We start from the raw sequence: 24,592 nt of genomic DNA, 5'->3' as shown, positions 1-24,592 counted from the left end.
ATCACCTCATTTTTCTTTTAGAAAAAAAGAAGGTTGTTTAAATTGATTCATGACAGCAATTTAAACAACCTTCACTTTTGTGAAATTAATTAAGGAGTTAAGTATTAAAATTAATCGTGAAACTCGATCACTGCTCTTCCCACATTGACACAACTGCAGTCATGGAAAGAGTCAAAAGCTTGATTGATATTTTCTAATTCAATACGATCTAACACAAGCTCATCCAATTTAAATTTCCCATCCAAATACATTTGTGCAATCAACGGGAAATCACGGAATGGCTGCGTGTCTCCATAAAAACTTCCTTTTAATATCTTCCCGACTCTATGAAAACCTCCCGCTGGAAGATTCAAAGTTTTTTCAGGATTAAATGCGCCAACGACAACGACAGTACCGCCTTTTCTCGTACTCTTCCAAGCACTTTCGGTCGCAGCAGTATGCCCCGAACAATCAATAGCATAATGAACCCCTAAACCTTTTGTCAGTTCTTTTAGCGCTGCTTCTACATCCACTTCAGCTGAATTGATCGTATGCGTAGCACCAAACTGTTTAGCAATTTCCAAATTGGCAGGTTTTACATCACAGGCTATAATCTTAGAGGCACCAGCTATATGCGCTCCTTGAATTGCATTTACCCCTACTCCGCCAATACCGAAGATGGCGACTGTAGAACCTGGTGTTACACGGGCTGCATTCACAGCGGCTCCATAACCTGTCGCCACTCCGCATCCGATTAAGGAGGCTTGTGCCAAAGGCATTTCATCCGGTAGCTTTACACATGCCATTTCGGGAACAACTGCATATTCTGCAAACGTTGACAATAAAGAGTTGTGGTATACTTGCTCACCATCTTTACTAAGCCTTGAAGTACCGTCAAGCAGCGTTCCTTCGAACATTGGGCCAAATGCCGACTCACATAAATGCACATCTCCTGTTACACAAAACTCACATTTCCCGCAATACGGAACCCAGCTCAAGGCTACTTTATCACCTGCTTTGACACTTGTAACATTAAACCCAACCGCTTCAACAATTCCTGAACCTTCATGCCCAAGTATAGTCGGTGTTGGGGTCGTATGATCATTTAGAGCATTTAAATCACTATGGCAAACCCCTGTTGCTTTTATTTTCACCAGAACTTCATTCGCTTTTGGTTCACTTAGATCTACTTGTTGAATCGATAATGGTTTGCCCACTTCAGTCATGATAGCTGCTTTAATTTTCATTGTCGTATCCCTCTTTTTGTGTATTTTTTAATATGCGAACCAAATAGCTTTTGTTTTTGTAAATGCTTGTAATGAATGAATGGCATATTCCTTGCCCCATCCACTTTGCTTCAACCCGCCAAATGGACTTGCAAAGTCATAGCATCCATATTTATTAACGAACACCATACCTGCTTCAAGCTGATTAGCTACACGATGCGCACGGGAAACATCACCTGTCCAGAGGCCTGCACCAAGTCCATAAATCGTATCATTTGCTTTCTTGACAACTTCTTCTTCTGTTTCAAATGGGATGATGCAAAGGACAGGTCCAAAAATCTCTTCCTGTGCAATTTTCATTTTATTATCAACATCAGCGAAAATAGTTGGTTTGATAAAATAGCCCTTCGCATTTGATCCGGTTGTATCCCTTTCTCCTCCAGCTACAATTCGTGCGCCTTGCTCCTTGCCGCTTTCAATGTAATTTAATATGGACTCCATATGCTGTTCGGACACTTGTGCACCTTGATCACTTGCTGGGTCGAAAGGATCGCCACATTTATAATTTTTAGCGTATTCGGCAATTTTCCCCACAACTTCATCATAGATTTCACGTTGGGCAAATAACCGGGTTGGTGCTGAACATTTCTCCCCTTTATGTGTAAATAGCCCATAAAAAGAACGCTCGATCGCTGCATCCAAATCTTGAAAATCACTAAAAATGATGTTTGGTGACTTACCGCCAAGTTCTAATGTCACTGGTTTTAAATTGCTATCCGCTGAGTCGTGGATTAACTTTTTCCCGATATTTGTGCTGCCGGTGAATGAAAGTTTATCAATATCCATATGACGGCTAATATATGAACCAACCTCACCATCTCCAAGGACTAGATTAATAACTCCTTTTGGTAATACGCCTGCTTCATCAATAATCTCAAACAAGCGAATAGCAGAATAAGAGGTTTTATCGGCTGGTTTTAAAATAACCGTATTACCCATCGATAAGGCAGGTGATAGTTTTAAGACAGCCATTTGAATTGGAAAGTTAAATGGTACAATTTGTCCGCATACACCGATTGGATCTCTCGTAGTGACGCTTAGGAAATTACCTTCTACTGGATTATTTTCACCATAATACTTATCAGTCCATCCTGCATAATACTCAAATAAATCCGCTGCTTCTTGCACATCATCGTTATAAGCTTCTGTATATAATTTTCCGTTATCAAGTGCTTCCAGTGTTGCAAGCTCTGCATGGTGCTCATGAATAAGCTTTGAGATTTTAAGTAAAGCCCTTCCTCTTTCCTTACTGCTCATTTCTTTCCATGAACCTTGTTCTAACGCTGCTTTAGCTGCTTGTATAGCTGTATCTACATCCTGTACTTCTGCTTGTTGAAAATTACCTAAAATTTCTCCATTAGCCGGGTTGATGGATTCAATCACTTTATTGCCTGAGCTATCCATCCATTTTCCATTGATATAAAGTTTTTTCGTTGTTTTAAGCCACTCATATGCCCACTCTAGTTTAGGCCCTTCAATTCCTTCAAACTGTTTGTTTTCTTGGATCATATGTCTAGACCTCCATTTTTTTTAGTAAGTTTTTAATAGATTCCCGATCATGCTCTAACATTAATTTAGAAACTGCCGAATATCCCAATCTCTCCTTCAATTCCGTGATGACGGGAATAAATGTATTTGAAAGCTCTGTACACCTTTCTTCATTAGACGCTATGTCCTTAAGGCATCGCTCCGTAAAGGAATGAGCAGATTTCGTCAGCATTTGTAACCCATTCAATATATTGGCACCGGCCATTCCTTCAAAAATATTTAAATCAAGCTCACCATGTTCCATTGCTGCTTGAACGACACGGTCGCACCCTAGGACTTGAAAACAGCTTTGAATCATCGTTTCAGGGATGACTGGATTCACTTTTCCTGGAAAAAAGGAAGAACCAGCCTGAACAGATGGTAAGGTAATTTCTGAAAATCCCGCTTCCGGGCCAGATGAAAGTAATCTTAAATCTTTGGCAACTTTAATTAGAGATGTTGCTAATAAACTTAATTGTTTCGACATGTGAGCCAAGTCATCGATGTTTTGCGCTGCATCAAATAGATTGTCACGCAGTTTTACATTCATATTTGTGACTTCATTCAATTTCCGGATTACCACTTCTTTATATTTCCCCGATGCTCCTACACCATTTCCAATAACCGTCGCTCCAAGGTTAACAGTGAGTAATGATAGGACGGATTCTTTCAAAGAATGGTGACGTCTTTTGAGGACAGATGCAAAACCACTGAAAACCTCGCCCAGCTGAACACGCATCGCATCCTGTAGGCAAGTTCGTGAAATGGTGGTAACCCCCATAAACTCTTTTGATTTTTTATCCATCGTAACGTGCATTTTTATTAATTCTTGATCCAACCGTTCAAATCCGCGTACGATTGCCAGCCGGATAGATGTATGACATATATCAGATGTAGACTGGGAAGCGTTTACATGTTCTATAGGGTGAACTGGCGTATATATACCTAAAGATCCTTCTAAAGATTGATTTGCTAGATTAGCTAATACTTCATTAACATTCATATTCGTACCAATCCCACCTCCTCCATGCAAAATATCTACAATAAAGTGGTCATGATAATCCCCTTGAATTAATTGATTACAAGCGTTTACAATTGCGCTTCCAATAGATGGAGCTAAAATGCCAGCCTCCAGATTAGCTAATGTTGCCGCTTTCTTTACCATGGCTAGTGACACAATATATTCAGGAAAATCCTTTAATAATTGACCCGAGAAAGACAGGTTCTTTACTGTTCTCATTGTTTGGATGCCGTATAAAGAATTTTTAGGAATATCTACCTTGCCGAAGTTATCTCTTTCTGTCCGTTTTTCAAACTTGTCACTCTGACTGATTGAAATCCCTCCTACAAAACTTCTTTTATTCTATAGGCGATGTCATCGCTGCAGCCTCTATTCTACAAGATGACTATAACCACCATTTATGTTCATATAACGAACATAAAATTCATATCGAGAACTTATAGCTATTATATGACCAGGTAATTTATCAGTCAATGACAATTAATGAATTTTTCTAAATATTTTTGATTAGGGTGAATTAAATGCCCTTCTTTTCAAATTGAAATGATTGACATTCCTTTGTTCTCTTACGCTATAATAAAAAGATGGAAAATAATAATCAGACCACAACTAAACAAACCAATAATAAAGAAAGTTCTTCTGTACAGGCCGTAGAACGTGCTTTATCGCTTTTGAAGTTTATCGGAGAAAGCCCCTCACCCATTTCAGTCGGTGATTTGGCCAAACAAGCTGACCTGAATCGTACCACGGCCTGGCGTTTGATTGGCACACTCGAAAATCAGGGCTTTGTAGAAAAGGATCCTGTTTCAAAAGGGTACCTGCTCGGATATGCCCTTTATCGTTTAACTTCACAAAATGATCCTTATGGTTCACTTATACGAAGAGCTAGAAGAACGCTGGAAGAATTGAAAAAAGAAGTGGGGGAAACTGTTCTACTTAGTGTCCCTAAGCATGATGGGACTCTTACCATTGATCAAATAGATACCGACCATAGCGTTAGATTAGTCGACTATACCCATACCATGTCACCTTTACATTGCACATCCAATGGAAAAATATTATTAAGTATGCTACCCAAGAAGGAGTTGAACATTTTTTTAGAGCAGACTCTTAAACCATTTTCCAAATATACAATTACGGATCCCGTAGAGCTGCGTAAAGAACTTGATAAGATTTCCGTTCAAATGGTTGGAACATCGATTGGTGAACTAGATGAAAATGAAAATGCCATTTCAGCTCCTATTTTTGACAGGAAAAAGAATCTAGTCGCTTTCATCACGCTAGGCGGTCCGAGTTTTCGCCTAACAGAAAAAGATCTCTTACTTTTAAGTGATCGAATGCTAGAAGCTGCTAAAAAAATTGAAGAGCAGTTAGATTGAGCTAAAAGGGGTTAAACAATCGCATTTGAAACAAAATAAACGATGCAGCCATTTACTGATTGTAAATGGCTGCATCGTTTTCTTTTTGTTCGGTTTTCTCATTTCAATCCTTAAACTGAAGATTTTTAATTTATTATAAAAGTTTGACAAAAACTCGAATACGCAATTATAATTCAAGTGTATTCATATAACGTACTTAGGGTTCATATTACGAACTTTTTATTCTCCATAATGAAAACGCTTCCCTCTATAAGCGGCTTCATATACACCTTTTTTACATCTACAAATAACCGTCGAGGTCTAGCATCATCAATCAGGAGGAGATTCAATGGAAAATAAGAATGTAGCAATTACTGATAATGCCGGTAGCCATACAATTAAACTAGATGATGCACCATTAAATAAATTCCATATTAAAATTGCAGGACTTACATTCGGGGCGCATTTCACTGACGGATATATTTTAGGGATAATTGCATTTGCGCTATCCCTCCTGACACCGCAAATGGATTTAACTCCATTTTGGATTGGGATAATCGGAAGTTCTGCTTTAATAGGGCTTTTTCTAGGCAGTTTGGTATTAGGATGGGTCTCTGATTATGTTGGAAGGCAAAAAATATTTGTCTTTAGTTTCATTGTCATTACTGCTGCATCCATTTTACAGTTTTTCGCAGACAGCCCTGCAGAGCTTGTATTATACAGAATTTTGCTTGGAATTGGCCTTGGAGGCGACTATAGCGTAGGACACACGATGTTAGCTGAATTTTCACCGCGTAAACATCGAGGTGTTTTATTAGGAGCGTTCAGTGTAGTCTGGACGTTTGGCTACGTAGTGGCAAACTTGATCGGTATTCTTGCGGTTGACTCCGCTCCAGACGCTTGGCGGTGGATGCTTGCTTCATCTGCGATTCCAGCTGTCATCATTTTGATTTTGCGAATGGGTACACCTGAGTCACCTAGATGGCTGATTAGTAAAGGCAGGATTAAAGAAGCCAGGGAAATTGTCAAGAAACATGTCGGTCCCAATATAGTGCTTGATGATGAAAAACCTGTACAAACGAATAGCAGTTTTGCCACTTTATTCCGTAAAGATATAAGAAAACGCACGGCTTTCAATTGTATATTTTTCGTTTGTCTCGTTATCCCTTACTTCGCCATTTACACCTTTTTGCCAAGCATTCTAGATGCAATTGGACTGAGTGAAGGTTATGGAACCGATTTTCTATTAAATGGGCTACTCATTATAGGTGCCCTTTTAGGTATTTGGTTTACGGTTAAATTTACTCGCCGAGGATTTTTGATCAGCTCATTCATGATATTGATCGTCACTCTTACTTTTTTAAGTGTTTTACCTAGCAGTGCAACAGTATTAATGATTCTTTCCTTTGCCATCTTCACCTTGATTATGTCTGCTGTCAGCAACTTGGTCGGCGTATTTCCAGCCGAAAGCTTTCCAACAGAGATTCGATCTTCCGGCGTTGGACTTGCGACAGCCATAAGCAGATTAGGATCAGCAATCGGTACGTTCCTACTTCCAATTGGTATTGCAAGTATTGGAATTCAATTTACCATGCTTTGTCTCACAGGTGTACTTATTATTGGAGCAATTGTATCAATGGCTTGGGCCCCTGAAACTAAATCACTATCGCTTAGTGAAGCAAGTAATAGTGGGAAGACCAATTCATAAGTAAATAAACATCCTTTCCAACCAGGCATCAGCTGATTTTTTCGCTGGGCCTGGTTCTTATTCTTTCTATTTAAGCTACTGCACCTTTCCTTCATTCTCTATTTTGAGGCATTTCGTTGAGAATATTTTCTATGCATTTGCCATCTGAAACGCTCTACTTCTCCTACCTAAAAACTTACTGGCCATTCTCCATCAATTCCTTCTTTTATCAAGTCCATCATTCAATATTTTCACTTGGAAGCGAAAGTAGAGATAGAATACGGTCCAGATGAACATATAGAAAGGTATGAAAATCCCAATTCCTATAGCCAATCCTTTTAAGCTGAATGGAATCCAACCAACAAAGAAAGATAATAGGAAGTAAAGAATGCTGACAGTAAGGAAGTGCAGAATGGTTTGAGATAACAAACTCCATTTTTCATTTTCAAAGAAGATTGTTGCCGTGCTGAAGAACCAGCCACATAATATGCAGCCTATCGCGTTTTTTACAAATATTCCACTGTCTAATGCAGTGACCTCCCCAAAAGCGATCACTCCAAAACACGTCAGCACCATCACGAGTGCCCCAAAGCAAATCCCAACAAAGCTACGGAATAATAGTGTTTTCATCATAATCCCTTCCTTTTCCATTGAAATGCTTTCTTGATTCCTTGAACATAGTGCCGAGAAACATATTCTTTTTCCCCTGATCGGAAATACACACATAAGGTCCCGTTGAAAGATGCCTCGAATCTGCTTAACTCATCTAAATTGGCAATCACTGACTTGGACAATCGCACGAATTGATTACCAGGAAGGTCCCTTTCCAGTTCATATAACCTTTCTTTCATTTCGAAAGTCCCCTGTTTCGTCCGCACCATTATGGAATCTTGCTCTGTAAATAAACAGATAATTTCCTCTGCCCGAAATACGTGCTGCATTTCTTCTTTCCTGCCGACAAAATACGGTCTTTTCTTTTCCTTCAAACGCTCCATCAGTTCCTGGACTTCCTCATTCCATTCGTGATTTCTGATAAGCACCTCTATCGCCTTGATCTCCTTATCTATCTCTACGTTTATTTTCAACTCTGCGACCTCCCTTTGCTTATAATGTAAGTATATTGATATTTTTGACAATTCGCTTGTGATTTCCGGTTACATGTAACTTTACAGTGATAACATGCTTGAAATGGATACTCAGATACACTAAATAACCGTCCAAATAATTGGACGGCCCTTTAATACAAAAAAACTTGTTCTGCTTTTGAATCCGTTTTTATCAATCAGCTTACTATTGACCTGTTCCAAGGGTCCGGATCACTCTTTGCTTGTAAAAGTGCTTGGCATCACCACAGCGATTACCTCTCCACGAGCGCAAAGTTTATCGATGGCAAATACCTCTGTTTCGATTCTCCATTTCTTTGGATGAACCTCATGAATGGTCCCAACGGCTGTTAATGGCACATCATTTGGGGTTGGCTTTACGAATTCCACTTTCAGTGATGCAGTCACAAACCTGGGAGGCTCCACTCCATCTCCAACTTCATGCCCATTTTTACGATGCATTGCCAATGCAGCGGAGCCTGTTCCATGACAATCAATTAAAGAAGCAATCAAGCCTCCATAAACAAATCCAGGAATTGCGATATGCTCTGGACGTGGTGTATAAATTGTCCTTGTTTGCTCGCCTTGCCAACCGGTTCGAAAGTGATGACCCTCTTCGTTTAAACGACCGCATCCATAACACCATGCAAATGCATCTGGATAATCATCTTGAATCGCTTTTATCACAATCTCCTCCATCATCTCTCCTCCTTTTTCAGAATATTATAACATCACTAAAGAGAATTCCCAGAAAGTTTATTGAGCTTTCAGCTTTATACATACTGCAGAAATCGATAACATACATAAAAAGTTTGCAAGAATCCTTGCTCCTTTTCTCGATAAATGACAAAAGCCCCTGTTAGCAAGCAGCATTCAGGGGCTTTCATTTGAAAATATATATAGTTAAGAAGTGTATCTATTATTTTGTTGCAGGTTTACCTTCTTAAAAGTTAAGCCTTTTTCTTAAATCCCAATACTTGAATGTCATTTTACCCATTTTCGACTTCGAAAGTGAATTATATTTACGTTCAAGTGCCAGGTTTTGTTTTTCTAGCTTAGTAATTTGTTTCAGTTGAACCGTGTTCAGTTTTTTTAATTGCTTTACTTCTTTAGCTAATTCTTTATTTTTCCCTTTCATATCATATTTTTCTTTATCAGCAGTTGCCCGTCCCTTCATTGAAATTTCCACATCTTTTGGCTTTAATTTAGGATTTCCATAGGTTTCAAATCCTATAGTTTTTAAATATGGCATGTTATTTTGAAAATTTTGTTCAAAGTTTCCATAACTTTTATGGATGTGGAGAAATGAATAACATCCGGCTTTTTCTGCTGAAATGATTTGCCCATATCCAGACAGTTTAAACAGTTTTTCGACTCGTTTTATTTCTTCAGGTATGTTTTTGACGATATAGGTGAAAACTTCGTCAGCACTTAACTCTGCAGGCAATTTTTTCACTTTATTTGATGGTGCATGCTTAGTCAGTTCATCAAAGTCATCTACATCAACATAAAACATATTTGTGCTTTGCTCTACAAAATCTGTAATACGTTTGCTCCACAATAGTCCTTGCAGTTTTTTTATGGCTTCCGAAAATAAAAACTGCCTGCTGACCTGATACATTCGTTTTGCCGCAAACTCATATATATCCTTATTGCATAGTGCTAATTTGACAGCGTCACGAAAATCCTTCTCTGTAACAGCATATAACGGGTAATCTTCGCCAAAAAGCTTTATATGCATTTTGGTTGGATTCATTATTACAGCCTTCCTTAAAATCCCATACTCCAATAGCTTTGTAGACAGTTCAAGACTGCTGTCCATTTCCTCGCTTCTCCAGGTTATCCCAATATCACTGTTCACGATTAATTGTTGGGCATTCTCCCTTGTCAATGCACCGTACCATGTAAGACCCTCTGTATTTTTAAGAAGGTATGCCGCTTCTTCCTTAAACTGAGAATCATCCTTAACCCATTTGAATTTATCCCCCGCAACATCAAGTGAAAGATTCGGAATTTCGCGCTTTAATTCTTTAAAAGCAGTAATGATCGGAATGGTCTTCCAATCAGGGTCGAACTTCCCTGTATATACAAGTTTGTTTTTTAACCGGGTCTGCCTTTCTGCTGATTCAATGTTTGGTATCATCGGGGTAAGCAGGGAAACTTTGTTTTTTTCTTTATTCAAATTAAGAATCTCAATGACAAATTCGCACATCTCTTCTGTTTGACATAAGAAATACGCACACTGATCATATATATTTTTGATGCTCTCAAATTTTTCTTCATCAACATCCTGGCCTATGTGAGTCAATCCTGTAGCATAAACTAAAGTATTCTTTATGATATGCTTATGCTTTGCTATTTTTTCAACAGTCTCAATGCTTCTAACAAATAGCCAATCATATCCCTTTTGACTCCAATAGTGAGTAATGAGCATTTCAGCTATATCAAAATCAATGACACCTTTTTTTACCCATTCATCATCGGTGGCACTGAAAAAAGGATCAACAAAAGGATTGAGAATGGTTATATTATCAAATTTCTCAAGAGGCTGAATTAAGATATCACGTTTGACCGGGCTAGCTAGAAGTAAGTCAACTTCGATGTTGGAATCTAGCGCAATGGTCGATGCTAAGGAAGATAAAAATACTGCAGATCCATCCATTGAATTCATGTCAATAAAGCCAAATAGAAGTACCTTCATTTTTCTGTTTTCAACTAGTTCATGTGAATTCAAAGTTTTCACTCCAATGACTGAAATCTGATATGAATCTTTATTTTTTTATTTGTTCTTTAATAGATGATTTAAGCGCAAGATATTTTAACGTGAATTTTCCTGCATATGTAACGTTGAATTTGTGTTCTAATAGCTTAAGTCTTCGTATTTCTTTGTTAAGCTTAATATTTTCTTTTTGTGCGATCTTACTTTTTTCTAATTCTTCTCGCAGTATATTATTTTCTTTTGTAATGTTCTCAATGATTTTTTGTTTTTCAGTGCCATTGCCCTCTATGAGCTCCAATGTCATGGACATCATGTCTTTCATTTGTAATTCGAGTTCCTCGTACATAGTTTTCCAATATTCGTTTCGTTCTTCCATATTGAAAAAACTCCCTTCGATTAACCTTGGATAATCTCCAATTCTCTTTTAATAACAACATCTACTGCGCATTTTTCTCGAATCGACTGAGTAGCTTGTTTTGACACTCTTAAAAATACGTCCGGATTGTAATATAAGCGCTCTATTGCATCGGCAATTTCGATAGGAGACTCAGGTTTTGTTAGAAGGCCAGAAACGTCATGTTTAACGAATTCCGGGATTGCCGTAATATCTGTTGAAATCGGCACTAGCCCGCTCGACATTGCCTCACACATTGAAACCCCTTGAGAATCCAAACGGGTCGGGCAAAGGAAAATTCCATACTCCTTATGTAATGCAGCGATTTGATCCTGAGATAGGAAACCTTTATGAATCGTTACATTCTCAAAATCCCTGATTGGCTCAACGGTTTGATCGAATAATTTTCCATCACCATAAAATGCAAATTCCAACTTATCGAAGTATGGTCGCTTCGATAGTTCAATAACTGCTTTCACCGATAAATCATTGGCGTATTTTCGCGAAGCGTATGGCCTGATTGAAAGGACTTTTGTCCGCATTTCAACTGGCTTTTCAATAAAGGTAAAAAGATTGTCATCTATTACATTAGGAATGATTACTGAATTTTTCGATTCTGCTCTTGCATCACATTCCGCTATATGTTCTTTGAACCATTTGGAAATATGAACAAAGGTTGTATCCAACTCATTCGTTTGATAAAACCAATTCATGAAAGAAAGCTGAGCTACATAATAGTCGTCGGACATTTCAAGTATCTTCCGCAAGCTTTCAGGGCTCTCAAGAAAATTAAACCACCTTCTATGCCATGCCTCCGTTTCAAATCCATGTATCCAGGTAATAATCGGTAAATCTGTGTTCGTTTCTTTTATCGCTTGTACCATTTTTGGATTAACAAAATGAATGAGCGCTTTTTTATGTACTTTATGATTTAAGAAAATGCGCAGATGCTGTTCAGTTCCACGATAAACAGGCACATCTTCATACGTATACTTTTCTGCTTTTTTATAGGCAGGATGCAAAACAAAAACATCAACTTTCAAACCCTCATCCAGATAGGCCTTGACTCTTCGGTGGATAAACCCATTCCGATATAACTGATTTTCATGTGGATAAGCATTCGTAATGATTACATATCTATCTTTTTCACTAAATGTAAGCTCATATAGATTTACATATTCCTCCATTTTTGTTCACTCCTACTATTCAGTCATCTTCAATCGGCCTGCTACTTATCTGTAAATGAAGGATTTTTAAGAGACTCTTTTCCAATCACCTTTAAAACCGTCAACCGATTATAACAAACATGTATTACTGAATATTGACATCAATATGAGAATTCTGTAAATAAAAGTAAAGTTTTCATGAACTTTTATAGGCTATTGTGAAGCTTCATTAATCTCATGACTGGGAGCATCAGTAATAGCATGAAGGTGGATGGCAAATAAACAGCAACATAGAGAAGGAGGGCGTTCCATTTAGCGGAAACGCCCTCCGGCATTAATCAGTTATAAAGTGTCCACTATTCCCCCCCATAACTTGTCTACACCATTACAATAAAAATTCATATTATATAAGAAAAGGAATTGTCTAAAAAAGAGGTGCGATCTTACATGATACCCATAGATGATTGTAAATTATTAATTTCATGCTGCAATCATAAAGGCGGTCTATATTTAGTCCAATTTAAACAACAACAACATGAAATAAAAAAGATTTTAAATGTTGGATGCACAGGCATTACAAAATACGGCAGCTCTTTTGTCGTAATTTCCAATTCTCATGGAATCTTCATTTTGGATGAAGGCTTAAAGGTTATAAAGAATAAAGCTTTATCTACAGAATTAGATTTACATGGTGTAGCAGTAGATAAAGATAAAGCTTATATTATTGAAACCAAAACTAACTCAATTGGTGTTTATGATTTGGAAAACGATTTGGAAAGAATTGATGAACTTAGATTTTCACCTAAAAATGACGATGTTTGCCACGTCAACGATTTGTATATAGCAAATGATAAGTTATATGTATCGATGTTTTCATATCCTCCAAGGAAAAGTTTCCTCTCTTTAGCAAGTTATTTCCCTAATAAAACAATCCACAAAGGTGTGATCCTTGAATATTCTTTACAGGAAAGAAAAGTGGTTAAGATTTGTCATGATAAATTACTTCAACCTCACAGCGTACTTCATTATGATAATAAGATGTATTATTGTGTTTCAGGTGAATTCCTAGTAAAAAGAAATGAGGAAGATATTTTTAAATGCCTTGGTTATACTCGCGGTTTAGCAGTTAGAAATCAAACGATGTTCATTGGTCAAAGTGAGAGTAGGCACATACCGGTTTTACTAAAAAAACATACGAACATATTACTGGATTGCGGGATTTATGTTCATGACATCTCTACGAAACTTTCATCTTTCATCCATATACCTTCTGAAGAAATTTATGGAATATTGGTTATTTAAAAACAGTGAAATCGTATTTTTCAGTTGTTGAAATTTTTTTATCCTATGTAAGTTATTCGTTTAGTTACCAGATCATAAGGATATCTTTCCTTATTCACTTGAACAGTCAGTGAACTTTTTTCTACCTTCAAGAATTATTCAAGCATGTTTTTGTAAGAATAGAATAGAATCGAAAAAAGACCAATTTGCTGAAGAGAGTGATATAGATGGAACCAATTACCTTTAAAGCATTTGCAATCACTAATGAAATCGATTTGAATAAAATCGCCATTCATTGCGGCATACCGAAAAAATTCACCTGGGAAGAGCCTTTAATCCTTAAAGGCGATTTTCTAAGTTCCATCCTAAATAAAAATGTGGACGAATCGCAGCAGGTGCTGGTTTTTTCCTTTGGCAGCATTGTCTTCATCAATTACTCACACGCAAATGAGATTAAGGAATTTTCATCCTTTATCCATTCTTTCGAGCCGGTTATTGATCTCGACAATTTAGATAGATATACAGACGATTACAGCCTTCACTTCAGTGAAACCGGAAGCATCAATTTGACAGACGAATATGTAGTTGTACCTAAATATGAATTTTTCTACCCTGAATTAATTTCCACCATTCTCGCAAAATCGGTGGCACTTGAAAAAACTGAGGAACAGCTAGGAAAAATCCACGACAAGCTCGAAGCCATGATAGACCGACTGGAAAAAGGCAAGCTGAGAATCGGTAATAAGGAACTAGCGAGGACGACTGCCAAAATCGTACGTCACGAGTATAATACCCTAGCGTACATCATGATTCTGGACAAACCTGATATTACATGGACAAGCAGCATTGCCGGCGAATTTTATGACAGAATGCTTGATTTTTTTGAATTGAATGATCGGTATAAAATCCTGAAAAGTAAAACCGAAATTTTATATAACATTATGGATGGGTTTTCTAACATCAGCCATTCGATCAGGGGACTATTCGTTGAATGGATCATTGTAATCCTCATTGTCTTTGAGATCGTTCTGACGTTATTAGAAATTGCAGGATGGATTCCATGAATTCTGAATCATATCGTATGGAATACCTTCCAAAAAAATAAGCATCGTTTAAGTGCTTCAGACTGTAGACAAATTCGAAAAACGGGTTTGCCTACAGTTTTTTCTTTGAAAAACGTTCCCATTGATTTCAATAATCCGCTCCCTTTCCGTGGACTGTTCATTTCCTAAGTTTTCTGATGGTCGTCTCATGGGTGCCTGTTTTTCTTTTATCTTACTTTCCCAAAGTATTTCATTTGTTTAATCCAGGGCAAAGTGGAAAATTAATTCCTCCCCTTCTTCCCCATTGAATCTATATCCTTTATCAATGAATCCTGCTTTTTTATATAAATTTATCGCTGGAACATTCGTATGATGCACTGTTAGAACAATCTCATCTTTATCTGGATGACTTAGTTTGATCATATCAGGCAACACTTTTAAAGTCTCAAAAGCTAGACCCTTTTTTTGATGGCGCAAATCCAAGGAGAATGATTTTAGAAGAATCGCATTCTCATTACTTGTATATTGATTTCCCGCTTTATCCGTATATAAGGCAAAACAACCAATCAAATCCTTATCTAAATAAATGACCATGGGGAAGTTATATTTATCCTTCCTGAAGTCTTCAATAACTTTCAAAGGTAAGGAAGTATAGATTGCTTGTTCTATAGGTAAACAATAATTGCTCAGCGCCTCATAGTCATTTTCCATAAAAGGTCTGATAGTTAATCCAGTCATCATACTTGCACCCCATTTTTACATTTCTATAAATCCATATTAACAGATACTAAAGTTTTACAATTCACTGCAAAATAAAAAAAGGAATGGTTTGTTTACCATTCCTTCAGACTGTAGACGAACTTGAGATAAAGCGGCGAGAATCCACTCCCTTTCCGCCGACAGTCTGCCAGCCTCATCAAAGGAAGCGGCTATGGGGTACTGGCAGACCAGTTATTCGGCAGGTGTATCGCAAATTTCTTCAACCTATTAAGAGTTTCATAACCATGAAGATGTTAAATCATTCAGACGCTGATAATTCACTTTCCGTTACCCATTTATGATTCTTCACTTTTTCTCCTCCCGCAGTCGGTGTGAAGTCGACCATATAAACAGTCGTTTTTTCAGCAGATTCAACTTCAGCGACAGCCCCGTTCATTCCTTCCATATGAGAAGCATTTACTGTGACCTCCGCTCCGGGTTCATATGCTTTCTCACCTGCATCTTTGATTTCTTCGTGAATGATCCATTTATGATTTTCAACTTTTTCTCCGCCAGTTGCAGGCGTATACGAAATTGCATAAGCAGTCGTATCAAAGGCACCCACTATTGTTGCTTCCGCCCCCTTCATGCTTTCCATATGACCTGATTCGATAATCGCTTGACTTCCAACTTCATAGGTTGGATTTTCTGCAGCTTTTAATCCTTCTGGAACTTCACCCGTGCTAGAATGGTTCATGTCCATTTCACTATGTTCCTTTTCTTTTTTTTCTTCTTTGTTTTTATCATCGCTGTTGGAACATGCGCCAAGGACTAAAAACAGGGCTGCTAATAATGATAAGATGATAGGCAATTTTGTTCTTTTTTTCATATTAATAAAACCTCCCTTATGATTACATCCATCTTACCAATTAAATATGCAGAAAATATGGAGTTCACTCGTGGCAAAAGAAATGAAGCCTCATACTTTTTTAGGAATAGTCCTGCCTCAATTTAAGCGTTCATTAGCCACCACAATCGCTACTTTTATTGCTATTCGATTTTTCTTGAAGAAACTTTTTGAATTGCTCTTTTGTAACATCCGATTTCATTGCCAATATTACTAGTTCCAGCCATTCGTCAGGAAGGTTTTCATCAAAATCCTTCATTTCATCATCTCTTTCTTTTTATCTTTAGTTATTTTAACTGTATGGGGTAAGGTTCAATATTGAGGCTATTTTTCCACGTGAAACTATATTCGGAATATCATTATAAATTATCTCAAGCGTCCATAGCTGGATTTTAGTGTAAATTTAATAAGTCTTTACATTTACATATAAGGCCTCAATGTTTGTTTGTTATCTAATCAAGGAATTCCCCATTCTTCTATATACCTTTAATTATAAAAGTGAACAGCATGCTATCGGGAGTGTTTTAACAGAAGTAAAAAGAGATGGTTTATTGATAGAGGTTATATGAGGGGTATTCAATCCAAACGGATATTGCTTGGAAACCAAGCAAGAAGGACTTTGGTAAAAGTCCTTCTTATGTTTACTCTCCCAAAGCTGATTGTTCGATTTTTTGCATGATATGTGAAAGGTTCATGGAGGCATGTCTTTTATAATCCCTGCCTATGGATTTGAATAATCCTTTTGCTATTCCTCTTAACATGATTTTGGTATGACCATCCGAAATAATGGACTTATTAGGGAAACTTGATTCAGCTTGTGCACCGCCAATCTTATTAGCTGTTTCCTTAATAAAATCAATGATTTTAATTTCCTGTATTTTACCTTCGATATCGGTTTTATAGATAATTTGATTTCTCCAAAGCTTTAACTCAATCCTCTGTTTAGTATAATCGAAGATGTCTTCCGTAATATGAACATTGCTCATTTGAATGGAGTCCTTAATAGGATACAATCTTGGGTTAGGATTGATTTTCTTTATTAAGGATTGATCAATCGTGACCTTTTCCCGCTTTATGCGCGTATTCTTCGTTTCACATAAAATCAGCCTTAACTGTCCGGCAATTATATTATTGAACTCTTCTAATCCAAAGATCTCAACGAGCATTATGCTATATTCCAAAATGGTGATAGCTTCATCGAATTTTCGTTTAGCAGCAGCATTCGATCTAGTAAAAACCAATCGATTCTTCCTCTCCATATCCTTCTCACCCCACTGAATTCATATCTATTTAGTGAATAGTAAAAACATCCAGTTGATTTCATCCGGAGCCTTTTTTGGCTGTTCTCGATTTTTTTCGTCCTTAACAGCACTTTATCCGGCCATTCTCGGACTTATTCGACCTTCAACGCACTTTATTCGACCGTTCTCGGACTTATTCGACCTTCAACGCACTTTATTCGACCGTTCTCGGACTTATTCAACCTTCAACGCACTTTATTCGACCGTTCTCAATTGTTTCTTCCTTCACCTCAGTATACCTGCGCGGTCTCGACAATCATTTTATTCATAAAAAGACTGTCAAGAATGGACAGTCTTTCGGTATGGACGCCTTTGATATTCAGTCCTTTTCCACTATCTATCGAAGTGCTGTTTCATTAACTCTTTAAATCGTGTTCCATCTATTTCTTCTTTCGTCACTTCCCCATCTTCCCACCGGGTAAAGGATGTATCAGTTAAAGTGATGTTCCCGCTGTTTGTCAAACGGGTGATTAATGGATGCTTATTGAATGGCGATTGGGGATGTTCCCTGATGATCGTTTGGACCTCATTAAGTTCCGCTACATTTCCTACGGGTTTTGAAGAATCGAAAGCATACCCAATTCTCCAATCGCGATCTTTATGTTTCAGTTTTAATTCAAGGACATGATCTCCATGGTCGGTACTTTCTTTTTTTATTCGGAATTCACCATTTTGGGAAACGACCGTTTCTCCGTTCAGCGGAACTGGTTTTAAAGGCAGATTCCCGCCAAAACCCGTATCGATCAGATAGGTTTGGCCCACATGGTTCAATAGAATGGTAACATGGGTCCTTCCTATGGTCATCCACCCCTGATTATAGATGACACCTCGAACCAAGAATACATCAAAGTCATTTTCCTTCAGGAAAAAATAAAGAGCTGCATTCAATTCATAGCATAATCCACCCTCATTCCTCACGAGGACTTTGTTCATGATATTGGCTTTATTGATATCACTTAGATGGGAGGCCATGATTGATAAGTTTTCAAACGGAATGGTTTTCGCAGTTTTATCCAGAATTTCATCTAATTTTCCAAATGTCAGTTTCACATCTTCCTGGAGCCCTATTCTTTTCCTGAATAATGCATTCAGTTCATTCATTACGATTCCCCCATTTTAACAGATACCAATGAAGAGCATCTTGACTTTGTATATATTCATTATACTTTGCCCATATTTCATTCTTCAACGATATGCCATTAACAAAACCCACATTCCACCTAGCACCATGAAAAATAGGCCGCCCAATAATGTCGCAATTTTGGGTAACTGTCTCCAAACATGCTTCAAAGCTGCTTTAATCATTCATTTACTTGTAAAATGATTTTACCCAAATTCTTATTTGCTTCCATATGTTCATGCGCCCTTTGTACCTCTTCAAAAGGGAAGACATGATCGACGATTGCCTTGATTTCATGTTGGAGGAACAACGGCATGGCTTTTGTAATGAATTCTTCAGTTAACTCTTTTTTATATTCATCACTCCGAGGAGTTAAAAGAGTTCCTTTTAATTGAACTCTTTTTAAGAGAAGTTCCATCAAGTTCACCTTCTCGACTACTGTTCCTCCTAAAATCCCTATCAGTACCCAGCGTCCATCAGTTTTTATGCTTTTAAGGTTTTTCTCCCAGTAAGAAGCACCGATGAAATCCAGGATAACATCCACTCCTTGATTATTTGTAGCTTTCATTACTTCCTCATCAAAAGATTGTTCTTTATAATTGATACAGATATCCGCCCCTAATGAGTGACAGAAATCCAATTTTTCCTTTGAGCCGGCTGTAGTGATGATCTTCGCTTTTGTCAGTTTTTTTGCCAGTTGGATAGCTGCTGTGCCTACTCCGCTTCCGCCAGCATGAATCAATACCGTATCTTGATCCGTCAATTCACCTAACCAAAAACAAGGTTTGGTACGCCGTCAAGAATACTTCAGGAATCGCAGCCGCTTCTTCAAATGACAAGTTATCCGGGATCTTCATTGCTCTATCAGCCGGCATCAAGGCATATTGAGCATAACCGCCGCCGTTTACAAGTCCCATCACCCTTGTCCCTAATTGTAAATTTGCATCTTCCCCTGTTTCCACAACTTCCCCAGAAACTTCAATTCCCAATATTGGATTGGCCATATAACCGGATTTCCCTTCTCGTGAAACAATATCCGTTCTATTTATAGCAGAGGCTTTCACCTTAATTAATATTTCCCCTTTTCCGGGGATGGGCTTGGAAAAATCCTTAAATAGTAATTGTTCTGCTCCACCCGGTTCTTTAACTACCACTGCTTTCATTTGTCCCACTCCTTACTATTAAATTAGTGACCACACTTTTAAAATGTTTTGTCTTGAAGATGGAAACTATGCTACTCCAAAAAATATCCACAAGCAAATAATTAGGTTTTGTAAACATGTTGATAGAATAAAAAAAGCCGATGTCCCATTAGGGGCCATCGAGCTTTTTTTGAAAAGTTTCCTATTATTATCTTTTATTAAGCGTTTGACTTCTATCCAGGTCATGATGCAATTGCGCTGCCGGAACCTTAGGGTTAGGAATCTGCCCTTTTGCAACTGGTTCAGCTACATAAACAAAATCTCCTGTACCATCTGGGGCGCTTCCTGTTGCCCATAGTCCGTCTGCTGATTCATTACCTTCTGACAAGTTCCAGAATTCGTACGCTTCCGGTTGAGATTCCATTTCCGCTTCCGGTGGAAATGACGCGGGAACGACAACGCCATTTTTTTCTTCAAGTTCTGCAATGGCCGCCATCCATTGATATTGGTGGTAACGATCACGGGCTAACATTTTACGGAAGGTGGCACGTACCCCCTCATCTTTGGTCATATGATATAAACGGGCCACTTGAAGGCGTCCTTGGCTTTCAGCATGAAGATTCGATCGCATGTCCGCTAATAGATTTCCGCTGGCTACAATATAAGATCCGTTCCAAGGCACCCCATTCGAGTTGGTTGGCAGTCCCCCAAGACCGCTTACGAGCAAATGCTGGGGATTGATTCCACCCATGATGGCTGCTGTAGCAGGATCTTTTGCGGCTTCTGCTTGATCTTCCGGAGAAGCGCCATCAAGCAATTGACTAATGAGCGAACAAAGCATCTCTACATGTCCAATTTCCTCTGTACCAATATCCATCAGCATATCTTTGTATTTTTCTTCTCCACGGCAGTTAAAACCCTGAAAAAGATATTGCATCATGACAGTCATTTCCCCAAACTGTCCACCTAACACTTCCTGAATTTGACGGGCAAGCATCGGATCTGGTCGATCTACCTTAACTTCAAATTGCAATTCTTTTTGATGGCGAAACATATTAACTCCTCCTTTTTTTATATGATGTACGGTTTTTTATTACCCGCCTGTCCATGCTTGAAACCTGAATTCAGTTATAACGAACAGTAATTAGAAAAAATTTACATGCCATTAACAATGATTACTGAACTAAAAAGCCAAGGACTATCTTTGGGCTATGTATCGCTCAATAAATAAGATTTATAAAAGGTCCATTTACTGTCTATAACTTTACAATACAGGGTAAAGTAGAAAGAACCATATATAGGAAATTTAAAAAGGAGGATGGAAAATGGATTTCAAGCCCCGAAATCAAAAAGATCAATCTATTTCACAATTACGTTATACTTATTCCGCTCGTAATCTATGGTCCGGTTTTCTATTCGGGATCGGATTGGTGGCATTCATTGATGAGTCCATCTTTCATCAACTATTGCATTGGCACCATTTCTATGACAAGTCCACATCCAATATTGGGCTTATCTCGGATGGTTTATTTCATGCCCTTAGCTGGTTCGCAACGGTCGGGTCGTTATTCATGTACGCTGACCTTCGCCGTCGAAAGGGATTATGGCTGAAAAGGTGGATAGGGGGAGTTTTGCTCGGGGCAGGTTCTTTCCAGCTATATGACGGGATCATCCAGCACAAGCTCATGCGTCTCCATCAAATCCGCTACAATGTCGATATTCTCCCATACGACTTGATTTGGAACATTGCAGCCACAATCATGATCTTGATCGGCATTATCCTTATCATTCAAACAAGGCGCAGCGTACTTAAAATGAAAGAAGATACCAGCAATGCACAGTAATGGACATATTCATGATAATGGGGCTGGTTTTGAACCGATTTTATTGATTCTTCTGGCGCTTGTGATAGTGATTTATATCGCAGCTGCCGTAATTTCAAACCGCCGCTATAAAAAATGGCCCTTATACCGTACGCTCTTTTGGATTCTTGGCACCATCTGTGCAGCCTCTGCAATTATAGGTCCCATAGCCAATCGCGCGAATATGGATTTCACGGCGCATATGGTTGGTCATTTACTGCTTGGAATGATTGCACCCATCCTACTCGTGTTTACCGCACCTATTACTCTTGCACTGCGAACACTTGATGTACAATCAGCAAGACGCCTTTCAAAGGTGTTGAAAAGTTGGCCGCTGCGCATTATAAGCAATCCAATCACTGCTTCTGTGCTTAATATTGGGGGGCTTTGGATTCTTTATACGACTGAGTTATATGGGTTGATGCATCAGAATGCCCTTCTACATGCATTAGTGCATTTTCACGTGTTCATGGCGGGCTATCTATTCACTGCGTCTATGATTTATATGGACCCGACGCCCCACAGGTTCAGCTTCATGTTTCGTGCTGTCGTATTTACAATTTCACTGGCCGGCCATGATATCCTTTCTAAGTATATTTTTGCCCATCCTCCAAGCGGAGTCACAAAGGAACAAGCGGAAAATGGAGGAATGTTAATGTACTATGCCGGCGATGCCATTGACGTTGCACTTATTTTCATCCTTTGCTATCAATGGTTCAAAGCCACCCGGCCTAAGGAATCACTTGCCTTGTAGGAAGGAAGGCTACTTATTACTTAGTTAAACTCCTATGTTTCTGTTTAATCGTCCAACATTTAGCTCATACTAATTTTTGATGAAAAAAATTTAGGATGGAGCTGAATGGAAAATGGAATTTGAAGCTAACAATTCTACTGAAAATGCTCTTCGTGATTATAAAGCTGGAATCGGTGCCTTTACGCATAAAATGCCTGTTCTCGCAGAGAAATTCAATTCGTTTACGGAAGAGTGCTTTAAAGAAGGTCAATTATCCCAGAAAGAAAAACAGCTTATCGCATTAGGAATAAGCTTATATTCACAAGATGAATACTGTATTATCTACCATACAAAAGGATGTCTTGATCAAGGCTGTTCCGAACAGGAAATTCTTGAAGCCATTGGTGTGACCGCAGCATTTGGCGGAGGAGCCGCCATGAGTCAGGCTGTAACACTCGTCCAGGAATGCATCCAAGATATAAATCAGATGAAACAGTAAGAAAGAAGGGATAGGACAAATAGTCCTATCCCTTCTTTCTGTTGTTGACAAATGCTTTTAATGACTCATGTTGTTGTTATTGTTATTTCCTTGTGCTGGTGCATATGAATTCAACATTTGCTGCATATCCTGCTGTGCAAGCTGCGGAACTTGATAGTAATGATGTTTGTTTTGATATATCGAAATCTCATATGCCATTTCAATGCAGTTCGGAACGGAATCTGCAAATACGCGGCGAACCACCGGATTCGTTATTTCAAGCGCTGCCATCGCTTTCATGGATGCAGCAGACTTAACAGCTCCAAGCATCAAACCTGAAATGCATTCATCCGTAATTTCCGATACGGATTGCAAAGGTTTCTTTGGCTGAGTTGGTGTCAATCCATATATAAAATCGTTACCTTGATTCATTTTGTAGCTCTCAGTCCGTTTAGAAGGATCCTGGCCCGATTGGAAGCACTCCAGTGAAATATTATATTCATCTTGGATGAACTGATATTGACGATCCAGAATATCAAGTAATTCCTGATCCTGAATATGCTGACGCAAAAGAGTATACGTGTTTAAAGTACCAATCGTTCCCGACAACACTTCATGTACATCGAATACTTCGTGACCACCGTGATTCATTTGTGGGGGAATGGCACCCGTTTGCATGTTCTGGTGTACTTGACCTTGTTGATATTGGTTTTGCATTGTATTTCCCTCCTCGTTTTATCAATGATGCGAACAAGTTTAGTATGTTAAACCCCAACTGGATTATTCAATCTAAACTCTTCCAAGAAGACCAATAAGCTGCTGCATCATGTTTTCTGTATAAAAAAAACGTGGCGTTTTAAACTATAGACACTTTATATGTATGGGAGGATTTCCAATGACACATCAATGCTTCTATTGTAGTGATGTTACGGAAGAAAAAAAAATCCATGTGGTAACGTTTCAAGTTTCTGACACGGATAGAAATGAAATGCTCTGTGATGAATGTTATCAAGAATGGCTACAAGGAATAAAAGGTTAAGCGTTAAAGCCCTCTAACATTTCACAAACATCAACAATGCATACTTGGATGAACTCAGGGTAACTTAAATCCGTTAAATAGTGAATTTCAAGGAGGATGGTTATGGGAATTTTAAGCGGTAATCCGAAAGAAGAGCCAATGCATTACGGAGAGGTATTTGGAACATGGGCATTTCTAACAACTACAAAAGGACTGATTGCCTGTCATCAAACTATGCTTAATCATGCTGGCTACAAGGGCCAGCATAAATTACTTGTTGAAGTGATCAATCAAGGGAAACAGGAACATGACCAACTTGAATCATTATTAAAAGAAAATAACGTAGGACTGCCTCCGTCACCACCTGAAACGCCTAAAGCTAATTTGGAGGATATTCCAGTCGGGGCACGTTTTCAAGATCCTGAAATCTCTGCTTCAGTATCAATCGATATTAATGCAGGATTAGTTGCTTGCAGCCAAATCATGGGTCAATGCATCAGAGAAGATATTGCACAGATGTTCGCACAATTCCATACGAATAAAGCTGCATTGGGTGCTGACTTCCTAAGATTGAATAAGGAAAGGACTGGCTTGTCCCTCCTCCTCTTCATATTAATAAAACAAGAATGTAAATATAATGAAATATCCCCTAATCATGTTGACATCGTGATTGGATGCCCAACATGATTAAGGGATTAATTCCGATAATGAAAGGACGATTAAGGAATCATTACCATTGCAGACTTTCGATTAAGTGGCACTTTGTGC

The 24,592-nt window shown here is 38.3% G+C and carries 26 protein-coding genes and 1 pseudogene; 9 read left to right on the top strand and 18 right to left on the bottom strand.

Going from position 1 to position 24,592, the window contains the following annotated elements; translation table 11 throughout:
• Positions 1–110: 110 nt before the first annotated feature.
• The 3 genes from ACQKMF_RS00435 to ACQKMF_RS00425 are packed head-to-tail and all read right to left on the bottom strand — an operon-like array spanning position 111 to position 4,065.
• Entirely contained in the window at positions 111–1,226 is a 1,116-nt protein-coding gene (locus ACQKMF_RS00435; RefSeq protein ID WP_402939943.1) for a Zn-dependent alcohol dehydrogenase, read from the bottom strand.
• A 27-nt stretch (positions 1,227–1,253) separates the two neighbouring features.
• The gene (locus ACQKMF_RS00430; RefSeq protein ID WP_402939946.1) at positions 1,254–2,774 is read right to left on the bottom strand and encodes an aldehyde dehydrogenase family protein; all 1,521 of its coding nucleotides are present in this window, start codon (positions 2,772–2,774) and stop codon (positions 1,254–1,256) included.
• A gap of 4 nt (positions 2,775–2,778) precedes the next feature.
• The gene (locus ACQKMF_RS00425) at positions 2,779–4,065 is read right to left on the bottom strand and encodes a lyase family protein (RefSeq protein ID WP_427572377.1); all 1,287 of its coding nucleotides are present in this window, start codon (positions 4,063–4,065) and stop codon (positions 2,779–2,781) included.
• Positions 4,066–4,397: 332 nt separating this feature from the next.
• Here ACQKMF_RS00425 and ACQKMF_RS00420 point away from each other — a divergent pair, with 332 nt between their 5' ends.
• Both ACQKMF_RS00420 and ACQKMF_RS00415 read left to right on the top strand, forming a co-directional pair.
• Complete coding sequence (locus ACQKMF_RS00420; RefSeq protein WP_402939949.1) at positions 4,398–5,192, top strand: IclR family transcriptional regulator; 795 nt, start codon at positions 4,398–4,400, stop codon at positions 5,190–5,192.
• 328 nt (positions 5,193–5,520) lie between these two features.
• Positions 5,521–6,879, top strand: a complete 1,359-nt coding sequence (locus tag ACQKMF_RS00415; RefSeq protein ID WP_402939952.1) for an MFS transporter — start codon at positions 5,521–5,523, stop codon at positions 6,877–6,879.
• A gap of 192 nt (positions 6,880–7,071) precedes the next feature.
• On the opposite strand, the gene ACQKMF_RS00410 is transcribed toward ACQKMF_RS00415, so the two are convergent.
• The 6 genes from ACQKMF_RS00410 to ACQKMF_RS00385 all read right to left on the bottom strand — a co-directional run bounded on the left by ACQKMF_RS00410 (position 7,072) and on the right by ACQKMF_RS00385 (position 12,261).
• Positions 7,072–7,488, bottom strand: a complete 417-nt coding sequence (locus ACQKMF_RS00410; RefSeq protein ID WP_260359192.1) for a DUF3021 domain-containing protein — start codon at positions 7,486–7,488, stop codon at positions 7,072–7,074.
• The gene (locus ACQKMF_RS00405) at positions 7,488–7,943 is read right to left on the bottom strand and encodes a LytTR family DNA-binding domain-containing protein (RefSeq protein ID WP_101223402.1); all 456 of its coding nucleotides are present in this window, start codon (positions 7,941–7,943) and stop codon (positions 7,488–7,490) included. Before ACQKMF_RS00405 ends, ACQKMF_RS00410 begins: the two co-directional genes overlap by 1 nt.
• A gap of 231 nt (positions 7,944–8,174) precedes the next feature.
• The gene (locus ACQKMF_RS00400; protein ID WP_101223403.1) at positions 8,175–8,660 is read right to left on the bottom strand and encodes a PaaI family thioesterase; all 486 of its coding nucleotides are present in this window, start codon (positions 8,658–8,660) and stop codon (positions 8,175–8,177) included.
• A gap of 244 nt (positions 8,661–8,904) precedes the next feature.
• A complete protein-coding gene (locus ACQKMF_RS00395) occupies positions 8,905–10,695 on the bottom strand; it encodes a hypothetical protein (RefSeq protein WP_427571294.1) in 1,791 nt (596 codons plus the stop codon).
• Between the two features lie 37 nt (positions 10,696–10,732).
• Positions 10,733–11,056 (bottom strand): hypothetical protein, encoded by a 324-nt coding sequence (locus tag ACQKMF_RS00390; RefSeq protein WP_427571292.1) that lies wholly within the window; start codon positions 11,054–11,056, stop codon positions 10,733–10,735.
• A 20-nt stretch (positions 11,057–11,076) separates the two neighbouring features.
• The gene (locus tag ACQKMF_RS00385) at positions 11,077–12,261 is read right to left on the bottom strand and encodes a glycosyltransferase family 4 protein (RefSeq protein ID WP_427571290.1); all 1,185 of its coding nucleotides are present in this window, start codon (positions 12,259–12,261) and stop codon (positions 11,077–11,079) included.
• 426 nt (positions 12,262–12,687) lie between these two features.
• On the opposite strand from ACQKMF_RS00385, the gene ACQKMF_RS00380 reads away from it, so the two are divergent.
• Together ACQKMF_RS00380 and ACQKMF_RS00375 are read left to right on the top strand one after the other, a co-directional pair.
• A complete protein-coding gene (locus tag ACQKMF_RS00380) occupies positions 12,688–13,542 on the top strand; it encodes a DUF4915 domain-containing protein (protein WP_427571288.1) in 855 nt (284 codons plus the stop codon).
• A 206-nt stretch (positions 13,543–13,748) separates the two neighbouring features.
• Positions 13,749–14,585, top strand: coding sequence for an RMD1 family protein (locus tag ACQKMF_RS00375; RefSeq protein WP_101223408.1), 837 nt, complete (start codon positions 13,749–13,751; stop codon positions 14,583–14,585).
• Between the two features lie 237 nt (positions 14,586–14,822).
• Here the strand turns inward: ACQKMF_RS00375 and ACQKMF_RS00370 are convergent, their stop codons facing one another.
• The 8 genes from ACQKMF_RS00370 to ACQKMF_RS00335 form a co-directional block, all read right to left on the bottom strand.
• A complete protein-coding gene (locus ACQKMF_RS00370) occupies positions 14,823–15,305 on the bottom strand; it encodes a GNAT family N-acetyltransferase (RefSeq protein ID WP_427571285.1) in 483 nt (160 codons plus the stop codon).
• Between the two features lie 277 nt (positions 15,306–15,582).
• Positions 15,583–16,152, bottom strand: coding sequence for a YdhK family protein (locus ACQKMF_RS00365; RefSeq protein ID WP_230178020.1), 570 nt, complete (start codon positions 16,150–16,152; stop codon positions 15,583–15,585).
• A gap of 133 nt (positions 16,153–16,285) precedes the next feature.
• Positions 16,286–16,429, bottom strand: coding sequence for a DNA-binding anti-repressor SinI (sinI, locus tag ACQKMF_RS00360; RefSeq protein ID WP_157831045.1), 144 nt, complete (start codon positions 16,427–16,429; stop codon positions 16,286–16,288).
• Positions 16,430–16,811: 382 nt separating this feature from the next.
• Positions 16,812–17,429 carry a hypothetical protein gene (locus ACQKMF_RS00355; RefSeq protein ID WP_427571282.1) on the bottom strand — a complete coding sequence of 206 codons (618 nt, stop codon included), beginning with the start codon at positions 17,427–17,429 and terminating at the stop codon, positions 16,812–16,814.
• 375 nt (positions 17,430–17,804) lie between these two features.
• Positions 17,805–18,572: an arylamine N-acetyltransferase family protein gene (locus tag ACQKMF_RS00350; RefSeq protein WP_230178016.1), complete on the bottom strand. Its 768-nt coding sequence runs from the start codon at positions 18,570–18,572 to the stop codon at positions 17,805–17,807.
• 200 nt (positions 18,573–18,772) lie between these two features.
• Positions 18,773–19,354: a zinc-binding dehydrogenase gene (locus tag ACQKMF_RS00345; protein ID WP_427571280.1), complete on the bottom strand. Its 582-nt coding sequence runs from the start codon at positions 19,352–19,354 to the stop codon at positions 18,773–18,775.
• 1 nt (position 19,355) lies between these two features.
• Positions 19,356–19,754 carry an alcohol dehydrogenase catalytic domain-containing protein gene (locus tag ACQKMF_RS00340; RefSeq protein WP_427571278.1) on the bottom strand — a complete coding sequence of 133 codons (399 nt, stop codon included), beginning with the start codon at positions 19,752–19,754 and terminating at the stop codon, positions 19,356–19,358.
• 187 nt (positions 19,755–19,941) lie between these two features.
• Positions 19,942–20,787, bottom strand: coding sequence for a manganese catalase family protein (locus tag ACQKMF_RS00335; RefSeq protein WP_101223413.1), 846 nt, complete (start codon positions 20,785–20,787; stop codon positions 19,942–19,944).
• A 271-nt stretch (positions 20,788–21,058) separates the two neighbouring features.
• Between ACQKMF_RS00335 and ACQKMF_RS00330 the strand changes: the two genes are divergently transcribed.
• The 3 genes from ACQKMF_RS00330 (at position 21,059) to ACQKMF_RS00320 (ending at position 22,827) form a co-directional block, all read left to right on the top strand.
• Positions 21,059–21,577, top strand: a complete 519-nt coding sequence (locus ACQKMF_RS00330; protein WP_101223414.1) for a DUF2243 domain-containing protein — start codon at positions 21,059–21,061, stop codon at positions 21,575–21,577.
• Positions 21,567–22,349, top strand: a complete 783-nt coding sequence (locus ACQKMF_RS00325) for a cytochrome c oxidase assembly protein (RefSeq protein WP_230178011.1) — start codon at positions 21,567–21,569, stop codon at positions 22,347–22,349. Before ACQKMF_RS00330 ends, ACQKMF_RS00325 begins: the two co-directional genes overlap by 11 nt.
• 112 nt (positions 22,350–22,461) lie before the next feature.
• Positions 22,462–22,827: a carboxymuconolactone decarboxylase family protein gene (locus ACQKMF_RS00320; protein WP_101223416.1), complete on the top strand. Its 366-nt coding sequence runs from the start codon at positions 22,462–22,464 to the stop codon at positions 22,825–22,827.
• Positions 22,828–22,884: 57 nt separating this feature from the next.
• On the opposite strand, the gene ACQKMF_RS00315 is transcribed toward ACQKMF_RS00320, so the two are convergent.
• The gene (locus tag ACQKMF_RS00315; RefSeq protein WP_101223417.1) at positions 22,885–23,523 is read right to left on the bottom strand and encodes a spore coat protein; all 639 of its coding nucleotides are present in this window, start codon (positions 23,521–23,523) and stop codon (positions 22,885–22,887) included.
• Positions 23,524–23,701: 178 nt separating this feature from the next.
• Between ACQKMF_RS00315 and ACQKMF_RS00310 the strand changes: the two genes are divergently transcribed.
• Together ACQKMF_RS00310 and ACQKMF_RS00305 are read left to right on the top strand one after the other, a co-directional pair.
• Positions 23,702–23,845 (top strand): hypothetical protein, encoded by a 144-nt coding sequence (locus tag ACQKMF_RS00310; protein ID WP_260359199.1) that lies wholly within the window; start codon positions 23,702–23,704, stop codon positions 23,843–23,845.
• A gap of 102 nt (positions 23,846–23,947) precedes the next feature.
• A pseudogene (locus ACQKMF_RS00305) lies at positions 23,948–24,456 on the top strand (DUF3231 family protein).
• Positions 24,457–24,592: the final 136 nt, after the last annotated feature.

The sequence above is a fragment of the Peribacillus sp. NPDC101480 genome (assembly GCF_050277335.1).
Taxonomy (GTDB): Bacteria; Bacillota; Bacilli; order Bacillales; family DSM-1321; genus Peribacillus.
This window is presented reverse-complemented; position numbering and strand designations above follow the sequence as displayed.